This window comes from Gimesia sp., from assembly GCF_040219335.1.
Lineage (GTDB): Bacteria > Planctomycetota > Planctomycetia > Planctomycetales > Planctomycetaceae > Gimesia.
Genome location: NZ_JAVJSQ010000015.1, coordinates 151,118 through 171,484 on the forward strand (window position 1 = coordinate 151,118; position 20,367 = coordinate 171,484).

Sequence of the window (20,367 nt, forward strand, 5' to 3'; positions counted from 1 at the left end):
TATTATATTAGCACGAATATAAATGCGAATAACTATTTATAAAAAGAACACCGATGATCTTCCGCCTCTCACAAAAGCTCAATCAGAAAATCAAAACAGGCACATCAGAAACCCTTTCCTTACATCAGAATCCTTTTGCTGACTGGTCGTGCCACATTTTCCCGGCAAATCGCCGTCAGTACATTTTGCTAAGTAATACCAAATCACTTTATTCGTGTGTGTGATGCCAGCTAAAGGTGTTACAAATCCAAAACGTTTTGCTGAAAATGCGATGAACTGTATTAGGGATTTTACAGCCGATGACGCTAATCAATGGGCGTACAGGGCATTCATTTCTCCAGAACTTGAAAAAGTTCAGTTTGCTAAAGCGTTGAATCGATCTGTGACCAGCTCGATGAATCAGTTGGTGGATTGTGCTCAGGGATTACTGATTGAATGTCAGATGTCACCGCATGAAGTTGGCTTTAAGCTGAATGACTTTTTGCTGTCATCTATTGCCGAGAAAAAATCAGATGGATATGGCAGACCAGAAGATGCGTTTCAGAGGATGGTGGAATCGTATTCGGTTTTTTCAGGGTAAGTGTTTTTGTCTGAGATAAACTGGCACTGCTTGAGTTGCAGTTCAGTGAGTTGTATGGCAAGTTCATTAAAATTCTCTGCTTCAAATTTGTCTAGAATTGCTTTTCGACGCATTGCCTAATTATTCTTTTGAACGGTGCTTTCTTTTACCTTCTTTAAGTTTGGCGATGAGCATTTTTTCAACACGCACACACTCCTTGGGGCTTTTTGCAAATTCGATTTCTGCCTCTTTGATGAAATCCTTCTTTTGCGAATTTGTTAAGCCAAGCGATTTGTGAGTCGTCTTCCAGAAAGCCTCAGCTACTTTGCTTCCAGCCATGTTCATTGCAGCAGGTAAAAGTCTCTTGGCTTCTTTCTTGAAATCTGCTTCTGTGTTTAGTTTGTCGTAGTCGATTCCTTCCAGATCAAATTCGAGTTTTTTATCTGGCATGGTTCTCCCTTTTTATGAGTCTTGGGAACAGGAATGATCAGAAACAACAATTACCATTGAGATCTTAATTATACCAGACACTATTGGGGAACATCCTGATCTTCCGGTAAATAATATCGCCTTCCGACACTTGACTCTGTAGTATGGTATAGAGTGTATAATAGGTGCTGAAACAAGGAGAGTCACTTGTGAGTACATTGAAAATCGGTGAGGTTGCGAAGCGGTCAGATGTTGGGATCGAAACGATTCGCTTCTACGAACGTCAAGGATTGTTGGCAGAACCGGATCGTCGTCCCTCGGGATTCCGCCAGTATGACGAGTCAGTGGTGTCTCGCTTGCAGTTCATCCGCAATGCGAAGGAACTTGGTTTCACACTTGCTGAGATCAAAGAACTTCTTGGACTGTGGTTCGATGTGAATACGAAGTGCGTCCATGTCCGACAGCGAGCCGAAGAGAAAATCACAAACATCGAAGACAAGATTCGATTGCTCCAGAAGATGAAGCGGTCGCTGAAAAAAATCATAAACCAGTGTGAACGTCGAGATGCCGTAGATGAATGCCCACTATGGCTGGGACTTGATGAGCCTCGGAAAAACAAGAAGGCTCGTGATTAACTAATCGTAGAGTGAGTGACAGATGAAAGAATTGTGGATGACGTTCGTAGCGGTGGTGGCCTTTCCATTTCTTGTACTTGAGTGGATTGGCACTCGTATCTATCAGGAGATGCCACCTATCCCTGAGAAGATCGAGATGACGGACGGCCAGACACTCTTTGGTAGCGGCGAGATCACTTCCAGAGCAAAACGTGCTGTCGAAGCTTCACAAAGTCAAGAATGGCGGAATCCAAACCGCCCATCTCTCATCACCAAACTAGAAAAGTAGAGGTATTTATGGCTATTCCCCACGCACAACCGGGCGAAGTAATTGATGTACGGCCTTTGGCGGACCAATTGGTGGTGTCCAGAACCAAGACACTCTTCCAGACACCACACATCGAAATGATTCGTATGATCCTTCCGGCAGGCAAAGTCCTGTCAGAACACAAAGCCCCCGGCGAGATTATCGTGCATTGTCTGGAAGGAGACATGACGTTCACAACAATGGGAGAGCCAAAAAAGCTGCGGGCGGGTGACATGCTCTATCTGGCGGCAGAAGAACCCCACAAGGTTGAAGCCGTCAAAGATTCTTCCTTCCTGCTAACCATACTACGGACATCGGCGGGCGGTAATTCATGAGTGAACAGAAAGCAGGTTTGAAACTTGGCTGGTTATGGAAGCTGGGACGCTGGCTCGGCCTAGCAATCATCGTGGGCGGTATCGTCTACCAGATAAAATTTGCACCGATGGGCGTTCAAGGCATCTCTCCTACTCGCAAAACTGTTGTGTCGGAGGTCATGGGAACCGGAACGCTTGAGGCACGGGTCTCCACGACGATCAGCCCGAAGATTGCCGGACGGATCGGTAAAGTCCTCGTGGATCAGGGAGACAAGGTTGAGCAAGGACAGTTACTTGTACGACTCGACGACGAAGAACTCCAGCAACAGGTTGAGATTGCTTTAGCGAACGTGGAAGCGGCGAATGCCGCACTCGGAAGGCTCTTGGCTGACAAGAAAAGAACGATTGCGGTGCTAGAGCAGTCACAGAGGCATCATGATCGTGTGCAGTCACTCAAAGTAAAGAACGTTACGACACAGGATGATGTGGATCGAGCCGTTGAATCGCTGGCGGTGGCGACGGCGGATATGACACGGGCCGAAGCCGCCATTACCGAGGGGCAGAAAAGTCTGCTCGCCGCCGAGAAAACACTCGAATATCACCGGGCACGGCTGGCGGACACGCTGATCAAAGCTCCATTCGCTGGGCTAGTTGTCGAACGTCAGCGAGAGGCGGGTGATATTGCTGTTCCCGGCAGTGCGGTCTTGACGCTAATTTCCACAGATGTCCTGTGGATTTCCGCATGGGTCGATGAAACCGAGATGTCGAAGCTGAGCGTCGATCAGCCCGCACGCATTGTGTTCCGCTCCCAACCGGGGCAAAGCTTCCCCGGAACCGTGGTTCGGCTTGGCAGACAGGCGGATCGAGAGACACGGGAGCTCGTCGTGGATGTTCAAGTCTCCGAGTTACCTGAGAATTGGGCTATCGGCCAACGGGCCGAAGTCTACATCGAAACTCACCGACAAAATAATGCCTTAACAATACCGTTGATCGCTCTCCATCGTCGTGACAATATCGAAGGAGTCTTTGTAAATGAGAACGGGAATGCCCGCTGGAAAGCGTTGACACTCGGTGTGCGTGGGCGAGAGGTTGTCGAAGTGCAATCAGGGCTGACGGAGCGTGATGTAGTTTTGCTGGTGCCGACCGACGTGACAACGCTTACCGAAGGGCGGAGGGTCCAAGTTCGATGATGCTTGCTCTCAAGGACATTCGCCACAATGTCGGTCGCTTCGCCTTAACGACAGTAGGTATTGGACTACTGCTCATGATCGTCATGGGGATGGGGGGCATATACCGAGGCGTGATTGAAGATGCCACATTGCTGATCGACCGGGTGGGGGCGGATCTGTGGGTTGTTCAGCGGAGTACCAGAGGACCGTTTGCTGAGATCTCCCGTGTGCCGCCAAATCTTGTCCATCGAGTGCAGTCGGTTCCCGGCGTCCGATCAGCCCGTGAATTTGTGTACCATACGATTCAGCGGGAGCGAGCAGGTAAGCCGTTGCGAATTGCCGTCATGGGACTGAGTTGGCCCATGGACAAAGGAGAGTGGTTGCCACTCACGGCAGGAAGGCATCTTACTCAGAATCACTTCGAGATGATCGCTGATGAATCTCTGAGACTTCCAGTTGGCAGCCAGATCGAACTCGGGAAAGAAACGTATCATGTCGTCGGCACCACGAAGAATCTCATCAGTTCAAATGGCGATGGAATTGCTTTTGTGACCGTACAGGATGCTCAGGCAATTCAGTTTGACATTCCCGGCGAAGCGGTTCGCCTCGAACGTGCGTCCCGTGAATCACGTGGCGAAGAGTTTGAAGCCGCCATGAAACAACCGGCTTTGCTCGACAATGCTGGACGACCAACAGGAGAACTTCCCGCCGTGGCCCGTCCTCAATTGAGTGCAGTGATGGTCACCCTCAGCCCGGGGGGCAACGCTAAAGAAGTCGAGCAAATCATTGGGGGATGGAGTGATGTCTCTGTGTACACACAGGATGGTCAGCGGGAACTGCTATTACGGGGTTCTGTTGAAAAGATCAAACGGCAGATTGGCTTATTTCGAGTCCTTTTGACGATCATCGCTGCGATCATCATGGCACTGATCTTGTACACGCTGACGCTCGACAAGATTCACTCGATTGCCCTACTCAAACTGATCGGAGCACCCAATAGAGTCATTCTTGGACTGATTCTGCAACAGGCATTATTGCTCGGCGGAATTGGCTTCGGAATTGCCTATCTACTGGGCCAAAGAGTCTTTCCACTCTTTCCTCGTCGAGTCATCATCACCAACGAAGATGTATTACAGCTTGCCGTTATCGTACTGGGGATTTCAATCGCTTCGAGTATTCTGGGGATCTGGAAAGCAATGCGAGTCTCTCCCAATGAGGCTCTGTCATGATCATAAATCAGGACACTTCATTTGCCATCGAAACCGAACTGTTGACGAAGGTCTACGGCAGCGGCAATACGGAAGTTGTGGCAATGAAAGACGCTACGATGAAAGTTCGACAGGGTGAGGTTGTGGCTCTGCTTGGTCCCAGCGGGTCAGGGAAATCAACATTCCTCACGGCTGTTGGACTCATCAATCCACCCACATCAGGACGAGTCATCATTCGGGGGCAACTGGTCCTCGACGGAGCAGAGGCAAAAACGAACCTGAGAACATTTAGGCGACAGCATATCGGATTTATTTTTCAGAAGTCGAATCTCATTCCTTTTCTATCTGCTGCTGAAAATGTGCAGATTGCGATGGAACTCAACGGGGAATCACGACGTGTTGCGGCCAAACGCTCGATGGAACTGCTAGACTATCTCGGTGTTGCTGACCGGGCGAAAAACCTTCCTTCAATGCTGTCAGGCGGGCAACAGCAGCGAGTCGCCGTCGCACGGGCACTGGCGAATCGCCCCAGCGTAATCCTTGCCGATGAACCGACCGCTGCTCTTGATAGTCACCGTGGACGGCAAGTGATGGAACTCTTCGCCCAAGTCGCTCATGACCAGCAGGCCGGAGTAATTGTTGTAACACACGATCATCGTTCATTGGATGTGTTTGATACACAGTATGAAATGGAAGATGGTCGATTATCCTCACCAAAGTAAGCGGATCAAGGATCAGACTATTGCAAACCATTCTCTGCTATATCTAATTTAAGTACCTAGAATTCTTTAGGTGAGGGATCTGGCATCGGTTGGTATTTTGGGTTGCCATTGGTATTTATGCTTGCTGTGGATTTCTTCTTTGACATATGAGACTCACTGAACTAAATCAGGTTGTATGTCTTACTGACAGGTGATGATATCACGAGGCATTTTCATTACTTCTTATCACGAAATACTGGTTCAACATTCCGACATAATTGTTCCAATTGATGTGCTATTTGCTGGATTTCTTTAGATGTCATTTCGATTTGTTCATTCACGAAGGACCATTTAAAGTTTCGAGGGTTGATGACAGAAATTGAACTTCGACCATTATATTGTCTTACAAACCAGCCGGGAACGGAAAGCAATTAGCATTCGGGACTGATACTTGAGTTGTTACTTAAGATGTGAAATATGCAAGCCTCGGTATTAGAATGGTTTATACCGAAGACATTGATCAATTCCCGGCCGTGGTAGCCGTTTCCTTGGTTTTGTCCATATTTCTGTATAGACTAATTTTCTGTGGTTGAGCAGACTGAACCCGTTGTGTCAGACGCTCCACAAAGACTTTTTTTATGAATCGGACTGAAGATGGCAGAAGGTACAATTAAGAGACTGACGGACAAAGGTTTTGGCTTTATCGACACGGGGAGTGGCAAGGACCTATTCTTCCACTCGTCGAACGTCGAAGGGGTAAGCTACGATGATCTCTATGAAGGACAACGAGTTTCGTTCACGGAAGGACGTGGGCAGAAGGGGCCGATGGCGGAGAACGTCAAGCCGGTCTAAACACTGAAAACGATTAAGAAAACCAAGAAGCCGACGAATTTCGTCGGCTTCTTTTATCGTAATCAATACCTTTTCTTTGAAGGAAATTACCCGTGAATCATTTCTGCGTTCTGCTGACGCTGTTAGCACTGTGCCATTCCCTGCCTGCTGCTGAACCGATTCGTGAATGAATTGAGTGGATTGACATTTGGGTCACAGACGCTGATAAGGACAACCTTCCACGAGTTCTGTTAGTTGGAGATTCGATCACAAGAGGGTACTTCGGTGCTGTGGAAAAACAACTTGCCGGAAAAGCCTATTGTGCGAGACTGACCACATCGAAATGTGTGTCCGATCCAACGTTCAACGACGATCTTCTGCTGTTACTCAAGCAGTACAAGTTCTCCGTGATCCACTTAAATAAAGCGGTACACGTCACCGAAGACAGCGATGGTGCAGTCTTCGTTCGGTTTCCTGAGGGTTGGCGAGATGTCATGGTAAAATCGTGAGTTTCAAGCTGAGATCGCTTCTCCCAAAAAATCAGGAAGTACACGAATGGTATCGAGAATGTAGCCAGACACAATCTGTCTATCTGTATCGACGCTGCACGGGTCAATGAACAGGTTGATTCCTGCAACTCCAGAGTGAACTGGATAAATCAGGAACTCTTCTTCCTTGAATCGCTCACACCACCCTCGTGCTTCTTGTTCAGAAAGCGAGGCATAAATGTAGTAGGGGGAGTCAGCAAACATTTTGGATCGCCCTTCTCCATCAACACTGATTTCCGGCAGAAGACCATGTTTCTCAACGCTTTTTTGATTTTTGGCTGGAGTCGAATGAAAACACAGCTGCGGTCTTGGCACAAATTCCTTCCGCATAACAGAGGCTCTAAGCATTCCTTCGCCAAAATAATTATCAGGTACAGCAGCTAAGAACCAGTCAGTTGCTCGAAGCAGGTCGTACACTTTCGGCTGTAATTTGGTGGATGCGACCGCAAACGAATACGGTGAATATTTGTCACCAAATGAAGCAGTCTGCCTAAATCGCTCTTCCATAGCTTCGGCAACACATGGGAACGGTTTCCTCATCAGGTCGAGCACGTTGTTGTAGTCCTGCTCATTCATTTCGTGGCTCCCAGCTGCTCACACGCCTCCAACATCACCTTGAGCGATTCTGGATCAGCAAGTCGATGATCATGTCCGATCTCACAGAGCGTCTCAGTTGGAAGGTCGCTGTTGGCAACCAGTTCCTCGGAATCGGCGAATGGGATCACGTCGTCTTGGTGTGAATGTAAAATTACCGAGTTCGGCTTGAGCCTCTTGGCAGTTCCCCAGTTCTTCCATGCAGGGCAAAGTAAGACGAGAGGTGTATCTCCACTGTCTATATTCATAGCGACTGCACCGCCACGTGAAGAACCGACTATCACATCTGGTTCGTGCTTGTCGTATTCAGCTTGAGCGGTGTGAACGGCCTGTTCAAAATCATCATCATCGAGTGCTGGATTCAACACCTCGTAACCAGCTTGTTTCAGATGGGTTGGTTTGACACCACCAACAATGCTACGCCACCCGTGTAGAAAAAGGATTTTCATTCAACTACCCGCCACACCTTCCACATGCCTTTCCATCATTCGGTCCACAAATCCGACCACGTTTGGTGTTCTTGAAATACTCACATTTTTCGTTGTGCCGCACGTTGGAAGAGGTGTTCAACCAGAACATTGTAGCTGGTGTATTGTTTGGTCTATTCTTTCTGGCTCGATAATCCCACGGAGCAAGTGGATTCGAATCAGCCCACAGACCACGCTTTGCCTTACGTGCTGACAGTTCTAATTTAGCCAGACGTTTCTCATCATTATATTTTTTGTAATGCCATGCCCAGCCATCTTCAATCATCTTGGCATTGGCGTCTACTTTGCCCACAATTATGATTCCGAGTGTGCGACCGTAGCGATCCTCTCCTGTCTTCTTGACCGTCACAGTTTTTCCGAACACCATCTTGGACAATGCCTGCTTGGATTTGGTCTCAAAGCTCTGGCTCGATTCAGGTGCGTCAATGCCCTCCAATCGAACTTTGACTGTCTGGCGGTTGACCAGCACCTTGACGGTGTCCCCATCAGTAACTCCAATCACTTTTCCAGTGAGCGTATCAACAACCTTCGGTGGAGCCGCAAAGACAATCCCAAAGATGAGCAGAGTCACTATGACTGTGATGTAACGCATACCGTTTTTTCTTATAAGGTGGCTCGAAAGAGGATGGGGTCGAGGTGCACAATTACCCTTGCCACGTTTTTTTATGTATCCCACTGTTACATCGCTTTAAATGTCGGCTGCGATCTCTTCACCCGGTTGCACAACTATTATTTTAAAGTCTTCTAGCTTTCGTATAATTCGTTTCCTTGGAAGATCTTTCCCGAAACAGGCGTAATTCTGACCATCGACTTTAAAACGAAAGAGCGGGTCGGCGATGATTTCACCATTTTTAGTACTCAATGGTTCCTGCCTGATCCCATAATTATTCCAGATTCCACTTAACCATTTACGATGCTCAGAGCCAATACAATCAAGTAGCTCTACGAAATCATCCTGTGGACTAATTTGAGAATCCACATCAGGAGACTCTTCTAGATTTGCCAGACAATCCTCAAGGACTTCGTATAATCGTTTTGCATCTTGATCCTTCATCGATTGCGAAAATAGCGTCAGAACAGATCTTGCCCTCGTCATCGCAACATAAAGATTATTAGCAAGTACCCCCTTGTCCTTAGCCTTGTATTGATCCACACCGGGTACAATCACAATCTCAGAGTCGTAGCCTTTGAAGGAATGTGATGTGGTTGCCAACAGCATATTGTTACTTCGTTCAAACGGTTTATTCTTTTGAACTGATAACTCAACCCCTAACCCCTCAAGATGTGGCATCGTCTTCTTCTTGAGCCAGTTCGGGATATTATTGCCGTTATAGATCAGGCAAATATCTGATGGCTGTACTCCTTGATCTACAATTAGTTCCCGGCAGTACTTTCCAATTGCGTCAAATTCCTGATCAAGACTGGCAAATCTGCGAAATTCGGGTTTAGGACCATCTACCTGATTAAATCTGACATTCCACCACTCATTTCCGCAACGAGAGGAACGTTCTATAAGCCCACGTGAAAGGAGTTCTTTGTGATCCGGGTTTGTCTCTGGTGGTTGCAGGCTGTACAAGACATTTAGAGCGAATTCGGTAATCGGACGTGTGCTACGAAAGCTTTCCTTCATTACAGTGGAGCGTCCACGCATGTCTAATCCAAAATCGGACCATTTCGGAGTAGATCTACCATAAATATTCTGTGCGTTGTCATAAAAAATATTTATGGATCTACTGTTTTCATCATTTTCATCGGATCGCTTCACAATCGCTGAAAGTAGTTTTAACGTGTTTGGTCCCATGTCTTGGGCTTCATCAATGAATAAAGCATCGCAGCGTGGTGTAATCTCATCAATGTCTTTTCGTTTAAGATAGGCTTCAGCAGCTTGGTCATACTCAAACTGAAAGCTATTGATTCTTAATCCAACATCAGGCAGCATGCCTTCTAAAATTTCTTTGATGTGGTGTAATTCAACTCGGTCCCAAGGAAAAGACTTCCCTTCTGTTGCCTTGTCCCACGCCGATTCAATTGAGCTTCCGATTAAAGACTGCAGTGACCGGTTCGCAAAAACTGCCCATATACGCACATTTGGTTTATCGACTAAAGACTGAACTGTTTGCATCAACCAGTGGGCAAGTACAACCGTCTTTCCACTACCTGCCACACCACGAACTAGACGTGGTTTTCCATCAAGTCCAAGTCCACACAGGCGTTCTTGTTCCTGAGACAATACTGGTCGAAGCTCTTTGCGTTTTGATAATTGATTGCCAAGCGATAATGAGTTATCTGATACTTGAGTAGCATCTAATTTAAAGTCGGTTTTCGCTGGTACTTCTTCCCAAGATAATTTTGAGCCATTCTTTTTGAGTATACGTGGTGAAAGTTTCTTTAATAGTGGTCTCAGATATGGCTCATCCATTTCTGCACGACTGGATAATAGAATGATTGACTCACGTGAACGACTTAGGGCGACATTGACTAATCGCTTCCATTCGTTGTATCCCCAGCCATAACTGCCAGCATTTACAGAATCAAAAATAACAATATCTGCCTCAGATCCCTGCTGACTATGGACGGTCGATGCCAGCCACGATGTAAGTTCATTCTTTGCGAAAAAGGAATGGATCTTTTTTGCCTGAGCTTTGAACGGTGAGATATAAAGCCCATTTGCAGATTGCAATGTCGGATCAGCAAATAGTTTTTTTAAGAGTTTAGGAGTTGCTGTCCTAATCCAACTTCGATTTCCCGGTCCTCTTTCTGCTCGAATTGATGGTATATCATCGATATCATCATCCAGAACATACCAAATCGCTCTGGGCTGATCTTTTAAAAGATCTGGTAATACATAATCTCTATTGGCAACATCATCAGCAGTCTTCAAAAATCCGTCATATTGAAAATTCGAGACAACATCACAGACATCAGGATGCATCCTCCTTTGCTCTTGAAGAACATGAACTCCATCGATCTTATTATCAATATGATCAAGATGGCTTAATCCACTCTGTGCTAACCAGTTTCCTTGAGCTGGTTCAAGAATTCGACTGATCCGACTGATTGGAGCAAGCTGTTTCGAATCACCTACCAATACAACTCGGCGGCTGGCTAGTAATGAAAGTGCAGCTACTGTAACTCTTGATAACAATCCTGCTTCATCGATGAATATCGTTGTGAATGGAGAATATCCCCGCTCTAAATCTTCCTTAACCTCATCACGATTTAGAAATGTAGTAGCCTTAAATGCGGTACCAACAACGACTCTTACATCTGCATCTAGAAAGTTTCTCTGAGCAGCGTCCAGCATTTCTTCTCGGATTTCTTTGATCTGTTTGCGAATCAAAGCTTTGTTTTCAGGGGACTCAGTTCTGGCAAGTTCAATTGCTAGGTTTTCTATTTCTTCAAGGTATTCAGTTTCTGTACCACGCAATAAATCAGTGAGAGTCTCTGCTTCGTATTGTTTAAAAGATGCTCCCTTTCCAATTCGAAGTAATTCACCCTCTTCCAAATCAATTCCTGCCTGACGTGCTGCTCGACCAATAGATTGTGCGACTGCGTCCGTCGCTTTATTTGTAGTAGATACGACCAGAATACGCTCTGATCGATCTTCCAGAACCTGAGCAACCTGCTGACCAGTAGTATAAGTTTTGCCTGTTCCGGGAGGCCCCCAGAGAATACTCCATGATTTTTGCCACCATGACCGAAGTTCGTCTAACCCAAAATTTGCTGGATTGGATACATCTGGATGGATATTACCAGCAGAAGCAGCCAATCTTGGTGATAATTGACGCCTCAGTGACACAAATGCAGGTTCATTGTAGACAGAATCCAAAAACGCTAGGAACTCGAAAGGTCTTACGTAAAAAGAGCCACGTCTCGGAGGATGCTCAGGATCAGAAACAACAATGAAAATTCTGCCAGTTGTTTCATCGACTTCTAAAACTTCCCCAGACCAGAGAATGGAATCGTCAATGTCGGGATCGAGTGAGCCATTATCAAACAAGGTGGATTGATCGTCTTCAAATTCACGAAGTAGCAAAGGGCGAAATGCGACAGCCCCCTCCCAAGTCCAGTCAAATTCGACAGAGTGACCAATTTCCAATTCGAAAACTGTTCCTGATTCAGATTCGGTGACAACATCGACACTACGGCATCTTAACCTTTTCCACTTTGCTGAATCTCTAAATTCCCTGCGAATTGCTCTGCTTGCATCATCGAGGAGCTGGTCGACAGCAGCAGGTAAATTTAGTTCAATGGGAAAACTGGCTTGTGTGAACTGTGATTCTTCGTCAATTTCCTCTATTTCTTCCACAGGTTTACCTTCAAACTAAAACTTTGCGAATACCCTTTCAAACCGTCTAAATCGACGCAGGTCCAATTGTTGAACATATTTGCATGTTTTGGTACTCTGGGGAGAAAATCTATCGGTAATTTATCTTAGAAAATACAACCATAGAGCACTCTGCTATGTCCAATTAAAATTGGCCGTTAAATTTTACGGCTCTCGACCTCGGATTGAAAATTTGAAACCCCAAGAGTTCTCAGTTCTAATTTTGTAACTAAATTTCACAATCTACTTTCGTATAAATAGCTAAGCAAATAAAGGCGAACGGCAACGGTAAACAATAAGAAACAGCCTCTCAGTCTGAGATCAACGGCATTCTCTGGAAGGCGTGTGATACCTTTCGAGGAGCGGTGACGAGTAGTTGCCAACAAGGAATATTGAAAAAGAAAGGCTTGGTCGAGTTCATCGCAGGCACACTCGTCCGTTTGAAGGCGAATGTAGCCAGATCAAGCATTCCTCTTGCTTGAAGATCACAGTCCGAACTTGTAGCATGACCGCAGTGATCATTCAAACACAATGGACAGTAACAGTCTCAGTTTTCTCGAGTGAATGGGGCAACATAGTCGTGAGGAAAGGGGACAGTCATAGCAACTTCTACACTTAATACACCGGAGCAAGGACAACTTGTCACTGTTCGTTCACGTAACTGGATAGTAAACGAAGTCGAGCCCAGTGCTTTACCAACTTCAACCCTTAAGGGACTGGGCAACGGCCAGAATTTGCTGAGTTTATCATCGATTGAAGATGACGGCCTTGGTGAAGAACTTCAAGTTGTTTGGGAGCTGGAACCCGGTGCTCGTGTGATTGAAAAAGTGGCTTTGCCAGAGCCAACAGGTTTCGATTCCCCAATTCGCTTGAATGCGTTTTTGGATGCCGTTCGCTGGGGGGCATCTTCCTCCGCAGATGTCAAAAATATCCAATCGCCGTTTCGGTCGGGCATCGACATCGAAGATTACCAGCTTGACCCCGTTGTTCGTGCCATTCAGATGCCACGAGTGAACTTGCTGATTGCCGACGATGTTGGTTTGGGCAAAACCATCGAAGCGGGAATGGTTGCCCTCGAATTGATCATCCGCCACAGGGCACGCAAAATTCTAATAGTCTGTCCTTCTGCTCTTCAGATTCAGTGGCAGGAACAGATGAGGGATAAATTTGGTCTCGATTTTCGAATCGTCAATAGTCAGTTGATGAAGGAACTTCGACGAAAGCGTGGGATTCATGTTAATCCTTGGAATCATTTTCCACGATTGATCACTTCTATTGACTTTATCAAACGTGAGCGGCCACTTCGAATGATGCGGGAAGTGTTACCCGGTCCCAATGATCCAATCTATCCACGAAAATTCGATCTCCTGATCGTGGATGAGTCACATAACTGTGCACCCTCTGGTCGAGGCAAGTATGCCACTGATTCTATGCGAACCAAGGCATTACGAACACTGGCGCCCCATTTTGAACACAAGTTGTTTTTGACAGCCACTCCGCACAACGGTTATCCAGAGAGCTTTTCAGCCCTCTTGGAGTTGCTAGATAGCCAGCGGTTTGCCCGCAGTACGCCTCCAGACCGAAAGCAATTGGATACGGTCATGGTAAGGAGGCTAAAATCAGAATTACCGCCCGATGACTTTGGACGACCAAGGTTTCCTAAAAGGATTCTTGGGCCAATTGAGGTGCCGTACACTGAGGAAGAAAAGGAGATCCATTCGGCACTGAAAAAGTATGGACGGATGAGGGCTAATCGAGCCAAAGACAACACAGAGTCGATGGCAACTGAGTTTGTTCTGAAGACTCTAAAGAAACGGTTGTTCTCCAGCCCAGCAGCTTTCTTGACGACGCTCGAAAAACACGAAGAGTCAATCCGCAGCGGAAAGAAAAAGAAAGTTACAAAACCAAGTGTTGGTATACTCAAGCGTGAACTTGAACGTATCGATGAGGAGTACGCTGACGACGAGGATTACGATGAAGCAACCGGTGATGCTGTTGATACAGCAACTCGTTTGTTCTCAGAGCCCACTGATGATGAACTGGCCCTTCTGGAGCAAATGAAGAAGTGGGCAGATCGGGCATGTTCACAAAATGATTCTAAGGCCAAAGAACTTATCGCTTGGCTAAACGAACACATCAGGCCAAATGGAAAGTGGTCTGATGAGCGAGTCATCATATTCACCGAATATCGTGCCACCCAAAAATGGTTGGCCGATGTAATGGCCTCAGAGGGTTTCTCTGGGCAAGATCGGTTGATGACTATGTACGGCGGTATGGACTCTCAATTGCGGGAGGCGGTAAAGGCGGCGTTCCAATCATCTCCATCACAGAGTCCAGTCAGAATCCTCTTGGCAACTGATGCTGCATCCGAAGGTTTGGATTTGCAAAACTATTGTTCCCGGTTGATTCATTACGAAGTGCCGTGGAACCCAAACCGCATGGAGCAGCGAAATGGACGTGTTGACCGTCACGGCCAAAAGGCTGACCAAGTAGATATCTACCACTTCGTCGCTGAGGGCTACGAAAAGCGAAAGGCCGGTGGTGTCTCGACTGCTGCCAGTGATCTCGATGCTGACCTCGAATTTTTGATGCGTGTTGCCCAAAAGGTTGAGACCATTCGAGAAGACTTAGGCAGTGTTGGGCAAGTGCTGGCTGATGAAGTCGAACATGCGATGCTTGGAAATGGTTACAGCTTCGTTCGCACGGATACCGCCGAGAAAGGAAGTGAGCCAGTTCGCAAGATGCTTAAGTTTGAACGGGACTTGAAGAAGCAGATTGACGGTTTGCTTGATCAGTACCGTGAGACACAGAAGGAATTGCGACTCTCGCCAGAGAACATACAAACGGTTGTTGAAGTTGGATTGGAGATTGCCCAACAGCCACCTCTGCTTCCCGATGATGACGGGGATGGGAAGATCTTTCGTTTGCCAAACCTCAAGGGAAGTTGGGCAGCGTGTTCTGAGGGATTAACACATCCCCACACACAAGAAGTTCGCCCCATCACGTTCGATCCCAGTGTCTCCAAGGGACGTGATGATGTTGTATTGGTTCACTTGAACCATCGACTTGTACAAATGTGTCTTCGACTCTTGCGTGCCGAAGTGTGGACGGTCGAAGGTCGTAAGAAGATGCACCGGATTGAAGCCCGTGTTGTCCCTGACACCGAGTTGGCTCACCCCGCTGTTATCGCCCATGGACGGCTGGTGGTGATTGGCGGTGACAGTCATCGTTTGCACGAGGAAATCATTGCTGCTGGTGGACACATCAAAGAAGGTCGCTTCAACAGGATGAATGTTGGTCAGGTCTCGGAGGCTCTTAGAGCGGCGTCAGATGAAGAACCATCCGAGGAAGTCAAACAACGATTGCTGGAGCTTTGGGACTCGTTGTCATCATCACTACAGCAATCTTTGGTTGCCCGTACCAATGATCGAACAAAGGGCCTTGGAAAGCGATTGGACGAAAGAGCCGAGAAGGAAGCAAAAGACATCGAGTCAATTTTGCTTGAATTGAAAAAGTCCATCGCTGCTGAATTGGATGATCCTGAGTACAAACAGCTTGAGTTGTTCAGTGATCCAGAGCAAGAGCAGTTTGAACGTAACAAAGACTTCTTACGGGAAAGGCTGAGCCAGATTCCTGATGAGATCAAACGTGAGACGGAAGCAATCAAAGCTCGCTTTGCTGATCCTCAGTCTAGGATGTTTCCCGTTGCGGTGACATTCTTGGTTCCAAAAAGAATGACGTAATAAAGCGAGAAAACTATGGCAAATGAGAATTGGAAGCCACTCACATCAAGCGAACTGTCCGACTGGCGAGCTTTATATAAGGACTTTCCAAGCAAAGCGTACTACAAGCAAATTGGTCAGGACGCATTGCCTAACTCGATGCCCAAGTCGTTAAAGCAGAAGATTGATAATTGCGTGGTTATGGCTTCTGGCACACCAGAAGGAGATGTAGTCATGGTTTGCAATCTTTGCCGGGTCGATCAGAAAGATTCTGCAGTTGATCAACAGCCATTCGCAATAGTGTTCGATTCTCATGGTCATGCCGAGTCAGGCGTCTATTTGGATCACGGTAACTGGCCTGAAAGAACTTCATCTCCGCAGAGCGACTTTTGGAGACACGTCGATGAAAGTGGCATTGGAAACTACTTCTATCCATCCCTTCCAGATGGATCGCAGTCAGGCACACTCGAGTCACTACCAGAAACAAGCCACCGAGCGGCGTTTAACGAGATGGTGAGCCGGATGCAGAGAAAAAACCTAATCGACCCCAAGGGAACGGAATCCCGTTAAAGCGAGAACTTCATGTCAATTGCTAGATTTCACGCTGAATGGCTTTCGCTTCTCGACATCTCAGGGCCATTCCTGAGTTTGCCGGTACTTGTTCGTCGATTCCCACAAGGGCTTGAGGCTCATGATCCCGATCACTTTAGGCTTCTCAGGCAAGTTCATGATGAATGGGATGACAATCAACAAGGATTGAAGCCTGATCCCGGCATTCACACTCAGTGGATCAAGTGGGTGTTGAAAAACACACTTGAACTCGATGACATGTTGCTTGAGGGACAAGAGATTCCTCAGACCCTCAAGGCCGAGATTGAAGAGCCACAGAACCGTGAAACACTTCGTCCAAATATGGTTCTGATGGACCCTGATGGCAAGAAAGCACGATTACTTATTCAAACCTACCCGCTTCGACAGAAGCTTACTCGTGTTGTTGAAGGCAAGTCATGGAAAGTATCTCCTGATACCCGTATGACACAGTTGTTGCGAGATACAGGCGTAACACTGGGGCTTGTCACCAACGGCGATCAATGGATGTTGGTTTACGCCCCCAAAGGTGAAACGTCGGGCTACACATCGTGGTATTCAACGATTTGGTTGGAAGAACAAAAGACTCTTGCTGCATTTCGCAATCTTCTTGGGCTCCATCGCTTTTTCGGCGTTTCCGATGAGGAAACACTCGATGCCCTCTTAGCAGAGAGCGCTGAAGATCAACAGGAAGTTACAGACCAGCTTGGTTATCAGGTCCGCAAAGCGGTTGAAGTGCTCGTTCAATCATTGGACAAAGCGGACCAAGATTATGACGGGAAGCTGTTGGACGGTGTGCCAGAAAAGGTTCTCTACGAAGCTTCCCTGACCGTCATGATGAAGTTGGTATTTCTGTTTTGTGCTGAAGAACGTGAACTTCTTTTGTTGGGTGATGAAATTTATGATCTCAACTATGCAGTTTCGACATTACGAGAACAATTACGAACAACAGCGGACAATCACGGCGAAGAAATATTGGAGAGCCGTAAAGATGCTTGGAGCCGATTGTTGACAACATTTCGTGCTGTCTACAGCGGTGTCCAGCATGAACGAATGAAATTGCCTCCTTACGGTGGCAACCTTTTTAATCCTGATCGTTTTCCATTTCTGGAAGGCCGTGAACCGAAGACCAGTTGGCAAGATACTCCCAGCCAACCACTCCCCATCAACAATAGAACTGTTCTTCACCTTCTTGAAGCTCTCCAAGTTCTTCAAGTTCGATTACCGGGTGGTGGTCCTGCTGAACCACGAAAATTAAGCTTCAGTGCTCTGGACATTGAACAGATTGGACATGTCTATGAGGGCTTGCTTGATCATACCGCTATTCGTGCAACCGAGCCCGTGTTGGGGTTGACTGGGACTAGAGTTAACGAGCCAGAGATTCCATTATCCAAGCTGGAAGAATTAGCGGAGAAAGATGAAAAGGAACTCCACAAGTTCCTGAAGAAGGAAACGGGAAGATCAACTGTCACAACCATCAAAAAGATGCTCGGCGCTGAGATTGATGACCAAACCGCAAGTCGATTTCGAACTGCTTGTCACGGCAACGAGGAACTATGGAAACGCATCGAACAATTCGCTGGTTTAGTTCGCACCGACACATATGGTTATCCTGCTGTAATTGTTGAAGGCAGTGTTTATGTCACGGCAGGGACAGATCGTCGATCAAGTGGCACGCACTATACGCCTAAGTCTTTAACCGAACCCATAGTTCAGTACACACTGGAGCCCCTTGTATACGAGGGGCCTTCCGAAGGTAAACCAAGAACAGAGTGGAGACTGAAAACAGCAGCGGAATTGCTCGAACTAAAAATATGTGATATGGCTTGCGGCTCAGGTGCGTTTTTGGTCCAAGCCTGTCGGTATCTTTCAGAACGACTTTTGGAGGCTTGGGGGACAGTTGAGGAGAAGATTGATGGAACACCCAAAATCACTCCCTTAGGAGAAATTTCAAAAGGTGGGCCAATGGAACAGATTATTCCTTCTGATGCTGCAGAAAGACTTACATACGCTCGCCGCATTATTGCCCAACGCTGTTTGTATGGTGTTGATGCTAATCCACTAGCAGCGGAAATGGCTAAATTATCTTTGTGGCTGTTAACACTCGCAAAAGACAAGCCATTTGAATTCCTTGACCATTCAATTCGATGTGGCGATTCACTTGTTGGTATCCACAACCTTGATCAACTTAAATACTTTAATTTGAAACCTAATAACTCAAACGCACCACTTTTCATAGGTCCGTTGGACCAAGCAGTTAACGAGGCAATAGAACTGCGTCTAAAGTTGGAAGCCCTACCCTCAAACACAGTCGAAGAAATAGAAACGCAAGAAATTCTTCTGTCAGAAACAGAGGAGAAACTTCATCACATTCGAAACATAGCTAATTTATTGGTTGGTGCGATTCTTAATCAAAGCACAGATCGAGAGGAAAGGCGCTCCTTAGCAGATCTTGCCTCTATCGCAAGTCGCTATCTCCAAGATGATGAAATAGATGAACTTGATAATCTAACAAGAAATGTATGCAAAAATCGCTTGATGTTTCATTGGCCGCTAGAGTTTCCCGAAGTCTTAATTAGCCGAGGTGGATTCGACGGATTTTTGGGTAACCCTCCCTATCAAGGGGGAACGGTTGCCACCACAGCACTTGGCGGAGATTATACAGCTTTCATCTCTACCCGATTTCAACCTTGGCATGGTAAGGCTGATCTTGTGGGGGCATTCCTACGAAACATGCCTCTTCTTATGAAGAGTGAGGGAACAATCGGAATCGTCACGACAGCATCGCTCATCAGAGGTGAAACTCTAGAAAGTAGCCTCATTCCTTTAGTATCGGGCGGCTCTGTAATCTATCGGGCAGTGACACCTTTTTCATGGCCGGGGGAGGCAAAAGTAACCGCTGTTTGCGTCTGGTTGAACAAGTCACGCTGGGAAGGTTCCTACGTATTGGATTCTGACTGCGTTGAAACGATTGGTCCAGATCTTGAGCCGGGTTACTTGGGGGTTCCTGTGCCACTTGCAACATCGCAGAAAGGTTATCTTGGAATCAAGCTTTCGCCTCATAATGTTTCCTTAAAACTCGAAGATATGCATTCTCTTCCTCACGAATGCCAGTGCGCCTTATTGCCAGCGATTGGCGGACAAGAACTATACCGTAATGTAAATTGGTCTGTTGGTCCATTTGCTTTTGCTCCTGAGCTTGTAACAGACAATGTATTAAGCCAATTCCGTAAAGCGACAAATGATGAAATAGCTAAGGAGCAGTTAAAGCACTCTGCTCCAGCAAAAGCCCTAACTTCCTTGCTACATGAAAGTGATCTTGTGCTTGCGTGTGCCGAGACGACTCATGTCCAACTGGCCTTTGTTGAAGTACCGAATTCAGGTGTACTTTTAAAACACAGCGTAATTGTATTTCCAAAGTCTGACTGGTGGTCATTCGCAGTCCTGCAATCATGCTTTCATGTCGAATGGTCATGGAAATATGGAATTCGCCGAAAGCAGGATCTTCGTTATTCCCCAAAACGTTGCAGCTATACATTCCCGTGGCCATTAGAAATCAACACCGATGCAAAAATCATAGGAAAGACATATCACCTCAAACGCCAGTCAATAATGGAATCTAATAACCTTGGCTTAACTCAGCTATACAATCGCTTTCACGACCCAGAAGATAGATCCGAAGATATTCGTTGTCTTCGAGAACTACATGTCCGAATGGATCAGTGTGTAGCGCAAGCATATGGATGGTTGGATTTGGATCTAAGCTATGATTTTAGAAAGAATGCAAAAGTACGATACACTATAGAAAACAAAACCCGACGTGAAATTCTAAATCGTCTGCTGAAGCTTAATCACACTTTGTCAGAGGTAGAAGCCAATTCACTGAAATCGCCTACCACAAAATTGACTAGAAATAAAAAAGATCATCAGCGACAAGAACGAACCCTTTTTGATTAACAAACAACAAT

The 20,367-nt window shown here is 46.5% G+C and carries 17 protein-coding genes; 12 read left to right on the forward strand and 5 right to left on the reverse strand.

All coding sequences use genetic code 11. The annotated features are described in order from the left end of the window. The first annotated feature begins 53 nt into the window (after nucleotides 1-53). Entirely contained in the window at nucleotides 54-224 is a 171-nt protein-coding gene (locus tag RID21_RS30710) for a DUF6933 domain-containing protein (RefSeq protein ID WP_502892613.1), read from the forward strand. Continuing rightward, nucleotides 215-580 carry a DUF6933 domain-containing protein gene (locus RID21_RS13345; protein ID WP_502892614.1) on the forward strand — a complete coding sequence of 122 codons (366 nt, stop codon included), beginning with the start codon at nucleotides 215-217 and terminating at the stop codon, nucleotides 578-580. The genes RID21_RS30710 and RID21_RS13345 overlap by 10 nt, the downstream gene beginning before the upstream one ends. A 120-nt stretch (nucleotides 581-700) precedes the next feature. On the opposite strand, the gene RID21_RS13350 is transcribed toward RID21_RS13345, so the two are convergent. Continuing rightward, nucleotides 701-1,009, reverse strand: coding sequence for a hypothetical protein (locus tag RID21_RS13350; protein WP_350189584.1), 309 nt, complete (start codon nucleotides 1,007-1,009; stop codon nucleotides 701-703). A 188-nt stretch (nucleotides 1,010-1,197) separates the two neighbouring features. Between RID21_RS13350 and RID21_RS13355 the strand changes: the two genes are divergently transcribed. From RID21_RS13355 to RID21_RS13385, 7 genes are all read left to right on the forward strand, one after another. After that, complete coding sequence (locus tag RID21_RS13355; protein ID WP_350189586.1) at nucleotides 1,198-1,623, forward strand: heavy metal-responsive transcriptional regulator; 426 nt, start codon at nucleotides 1,198-1,200, stop codon at nucleotides 1,621-1,623. A 22-nt stretch (nucleotides 1,624-1,645) separates the two neighbouring features. Beyond that, the gene (locus RID21_RS13360; protein WP_350189588.1) at nucleotides 1,646-1,891 is read left to right on the forward strand and encodes a hypothetical protein; all 246 of its coding nucleotides are present in this window, start codon (nucleotides 1,646-1,648) and stop codon (nucleotides 1,889-1,891) included. 74 nt (nucleotides 1,892-1,965) lie between these two features. Then, nucleotides 1,966-2,244, forward strand: a complete 279-nt coding sequence (locus RID21_RS13365; RefSeq protein WP_350189590.1) for a cupin domain-containing protein — start codon at nucleotides 1,966-1,968, stop codon at nucleotides 2,242-2,244. Next, nucleotides 2,241-3,413 carry an efflux RND transporter periplasmic adaptor subunit gene (locus RID21_RS13370; RefSeq protein ID WP_350189592.1) on the forward strand — a complete coding sequence of 391 codons (1,173 nt, stop codon included), beginning with the start codon at nucleotides 2,241-2,243 and terminating at the stop codon, nucleotides 3,411-3,413. Before RID21_RS13365 ends, RID21_RS13370 begins: the two co-directional genes overlap by 4 nt. After that, the gene (locus RID21_RS13375) at nucleotides 3,410-4,621 is read left to right on the forward strand and encodes an ABC transporter permease (protein WP_350189594.1); all 1,212 of its coding nucleotides are present in this window, start codon (nucleotides 3,410-3,412) and stop codon (nucleotides 4,619-4,621) included. Before RID21_RS13370 ends, RID21_RS13375 begins: the two co-directional genes overlap by 4 nt. Then, nucleotides 4,618-5,322, forward strand: a complete 705-nt coding sequence (locus RID21_RS13380) for an ABC transporter ATP-binding protein (protein ID WP_350189596.1) — start codon at nucleotides 4,618-4,620, stop codon at nucleotides 5,320-5,322. The genes RID21_RS13375 and RID21_RS13380 overlap by 4 nt, the downstream gene beginning before the upstream one ends. Before the next feature lie 633 nt (nucleotides 5,323-5,955). Continuing rightward, a complete protein-coding gene (locus RID21_RS13385) occupies nucleotides 5,956-6,153 on the forward strand; it encodes a cold-shock protein (RefSeq protein WP_291167771.1) in 198 nt (65 codons plus the stop codon). 491 nt (nucleotides 6,154-6,644) lie between these two features. On the opposite strand, the gene RID21_RS13390 is transcribed toward RID21_RS13385, so the two are convergent. From RID21_RS13390 to RID21_RS13405, 4 genes are all read right to left on the reverse strand, one after another. Beyond that, nucleotides 6,645-7,256 (reverse strand): hypothetical protein, encoded by a 612-nt coding sequence (locus tag RID21_RS13390; RefSeq protein WP_350189598.1) that lies wholly within the window; start codon nucleotides 7,254-7,256, stop codon nucleotides 6,645-6,647. Then, nucleotides 7,253-7,723 carry an alpha/beta fold hydrolase gene (locus tag RID21_RS13395; RefSeq protein WP_350189600.1) on the reverse strand — a complete coding sequence of 157 codons (471 nt, stop codon included), beginning with the start codon at nucleotides 7,721-7,723 and terminating at the stop codon, nucleotides 7,253-7,255. The genes RID21_RS13390 and RID21_RS13395 overlap by 4 nt, the downstream gene beginning before the upstream one ends. 4 nt (nucleotides 7,724-7,727) lie before the next feature. Beyond that, a complete protein-coding gene (locus RID21_RS13400; RefSeq protein WP_350189602.1) occupies nucleotides 7,728-8,354 on the reverse strand; it encodes a thermonuclease family protein in 627 nt (208 codons plus the stop codon). 96 nt (nucleotides 8,355-8,450) lie between these two features. Then, the gene (locus RID21_RS13405; protein ID WP_350189604.1) at nucleotides 8,451-12,071 is read right to left on the reverse strand and encodes an AAA domain-containing protein; all 3,621 of its coding nucleotides are present in this window, start codon (nucleotides 12,069-12,071) and stop codon (nucleotides 8,451-8,453) included. A 617-nt stretch (nucleotides 12,072-12,688) separates the two neighbouring features. Here RID21_RS13405 and drmD point away from each other — a divergent pair. From drmD to RID21_RS13420, 3 genes are read left to right on the forward strand one after another with little or no spacing between them, the layout of a single operon-like run. Then, nucleotides 12,689-15,832 (forward strand): DISARM system SNF2-like helicase DrmD, encoded by a 3,144-nt coding sequence (gene drmD / locus RID21_RS13410; protein WP_350189988.1) that lies wholly within the window; start codon nucleotides 12,689-12,691, stop codon nucleotides 15,830-15,832. Nucleotides 15,833-15,847: 15 nt separating this feature from the next. Further along, on the forward strand, nucleotides 15,848-16,381 hold the full coding sequence (locus RID21_RS13415) for a hypothetical protein (RefSeq protein ID WP_350189606.1): 534 nt from the start codon (nucleotides 15,848-15,850) through the stop codon (nucleotides 16,379-16,381). A gap of 12 nt (nucleotides 16,382-16,393) precedes the next feature. Further along, nucleotides 16,394-20,356: a DNA methyltransferase gene (locus RID21_RS13420; RefSeq protein ID WP_350189608.1), complete on the forward strand. Its 3,963-nt coding sequence runs from the start codon at nucleotides 16,394-16,396 to the stop codon at nucleotides 20,354-20,356. The last annotated feature ends 11 nt before the right edge of the window (nucleotides 20,357-20,367 follow it).

What these genes read in the sequence shown, in the direction of transcription:
- RID21_RS13415 (WP_350189606.1), top strand. Translation starts at nt 15,848, where the DNA reads ATGGCAAATGAGAATTGGAAGCCACTCACATCAAGCGAACTGTCCGAC.
- RID21_RS13395 (WP_350189600.1), bottom strand. Translation starts at nt 7,723, where the DNA reads ATGAAAATCCTTTTTCTACACGGGTGGCGTAGCATTGTTGGTGGTGTC.
- RID21_RS13350 (WP_350189584.1), bottom strand. Translation starts at nt 1,009, where the DNA reads ATGCCAGATAAAAAACTCGAATTTGATCTGGAAGGAATCGACTACGAC.
- RID21_RS13380 (WP_350189596.1), top strand. Translation starts at nt 4,618, where the DNA reads ATGATCATAAATCAGGACACTTCATTTGCCATCGAAACCGAACTGTTG.
- RID21_RS13375 (WP_350189594.1), top strand. Translation starts at nt 3,410, where the DNA reads ATGATGCTTGCTCTCAAGGACATTCGCCACAATGTCGGTCGCTTCGCC.
- RID21_RS13400 (WP_350189602.1), bottom strand. Translation starts at nt 8,354, where the DNA reads ATGCGTTACATCACAGTCATAGTGACTCTGCTCATCTTTGGGATTGTC.
- RID21_RS30710 (WP_502892613.1), top strand. Translation starts at nt 54, where the DNA reads ATGATCTTCCGCCTCTCACAAAAGCTCAATCAGAAAATCAAAACAGGC.
- RID21_RS13370 (WP_350189592.1), top strand. Translation starts at nt 2,241, where the DNA reads ATGAGTGAACAGAAAGCAGGTTTGAAACTTGGCTGGTTATGGAAGCTG.
- RID21_RS13390 (WP_350189598.1), bottom strand. Translation starts at nt 7,256, where the DNA reads ATGAATGAGCAGGACTACAACAACGTGCTCGACCTGATGAGGAAACCG.
- RID21_RS13360 (WP_350189588.1), top strand. Translation starts at nt 1,646, where the DNA reads ATGAAAGAATTGTGGATGACGTTCGTAGCGGTGGTGGCCTTTCCATTT.
- RID21_RS13420 (WP_350189608.1), top strand. Translation starts at nt 16,394, where the DNA reads ATGTCAATTGCTAGATTTCACGCTGAATGGCTTTCGCTTCTCGACATC.
- RID21_RS13385 (WP_291167771.1), top strand. Translation starts at nt 5,956, where the DNA reads ATGGCAGAAGGTACAATTAAGAGACTGACGGACAAAGGTTTTGGCTTT.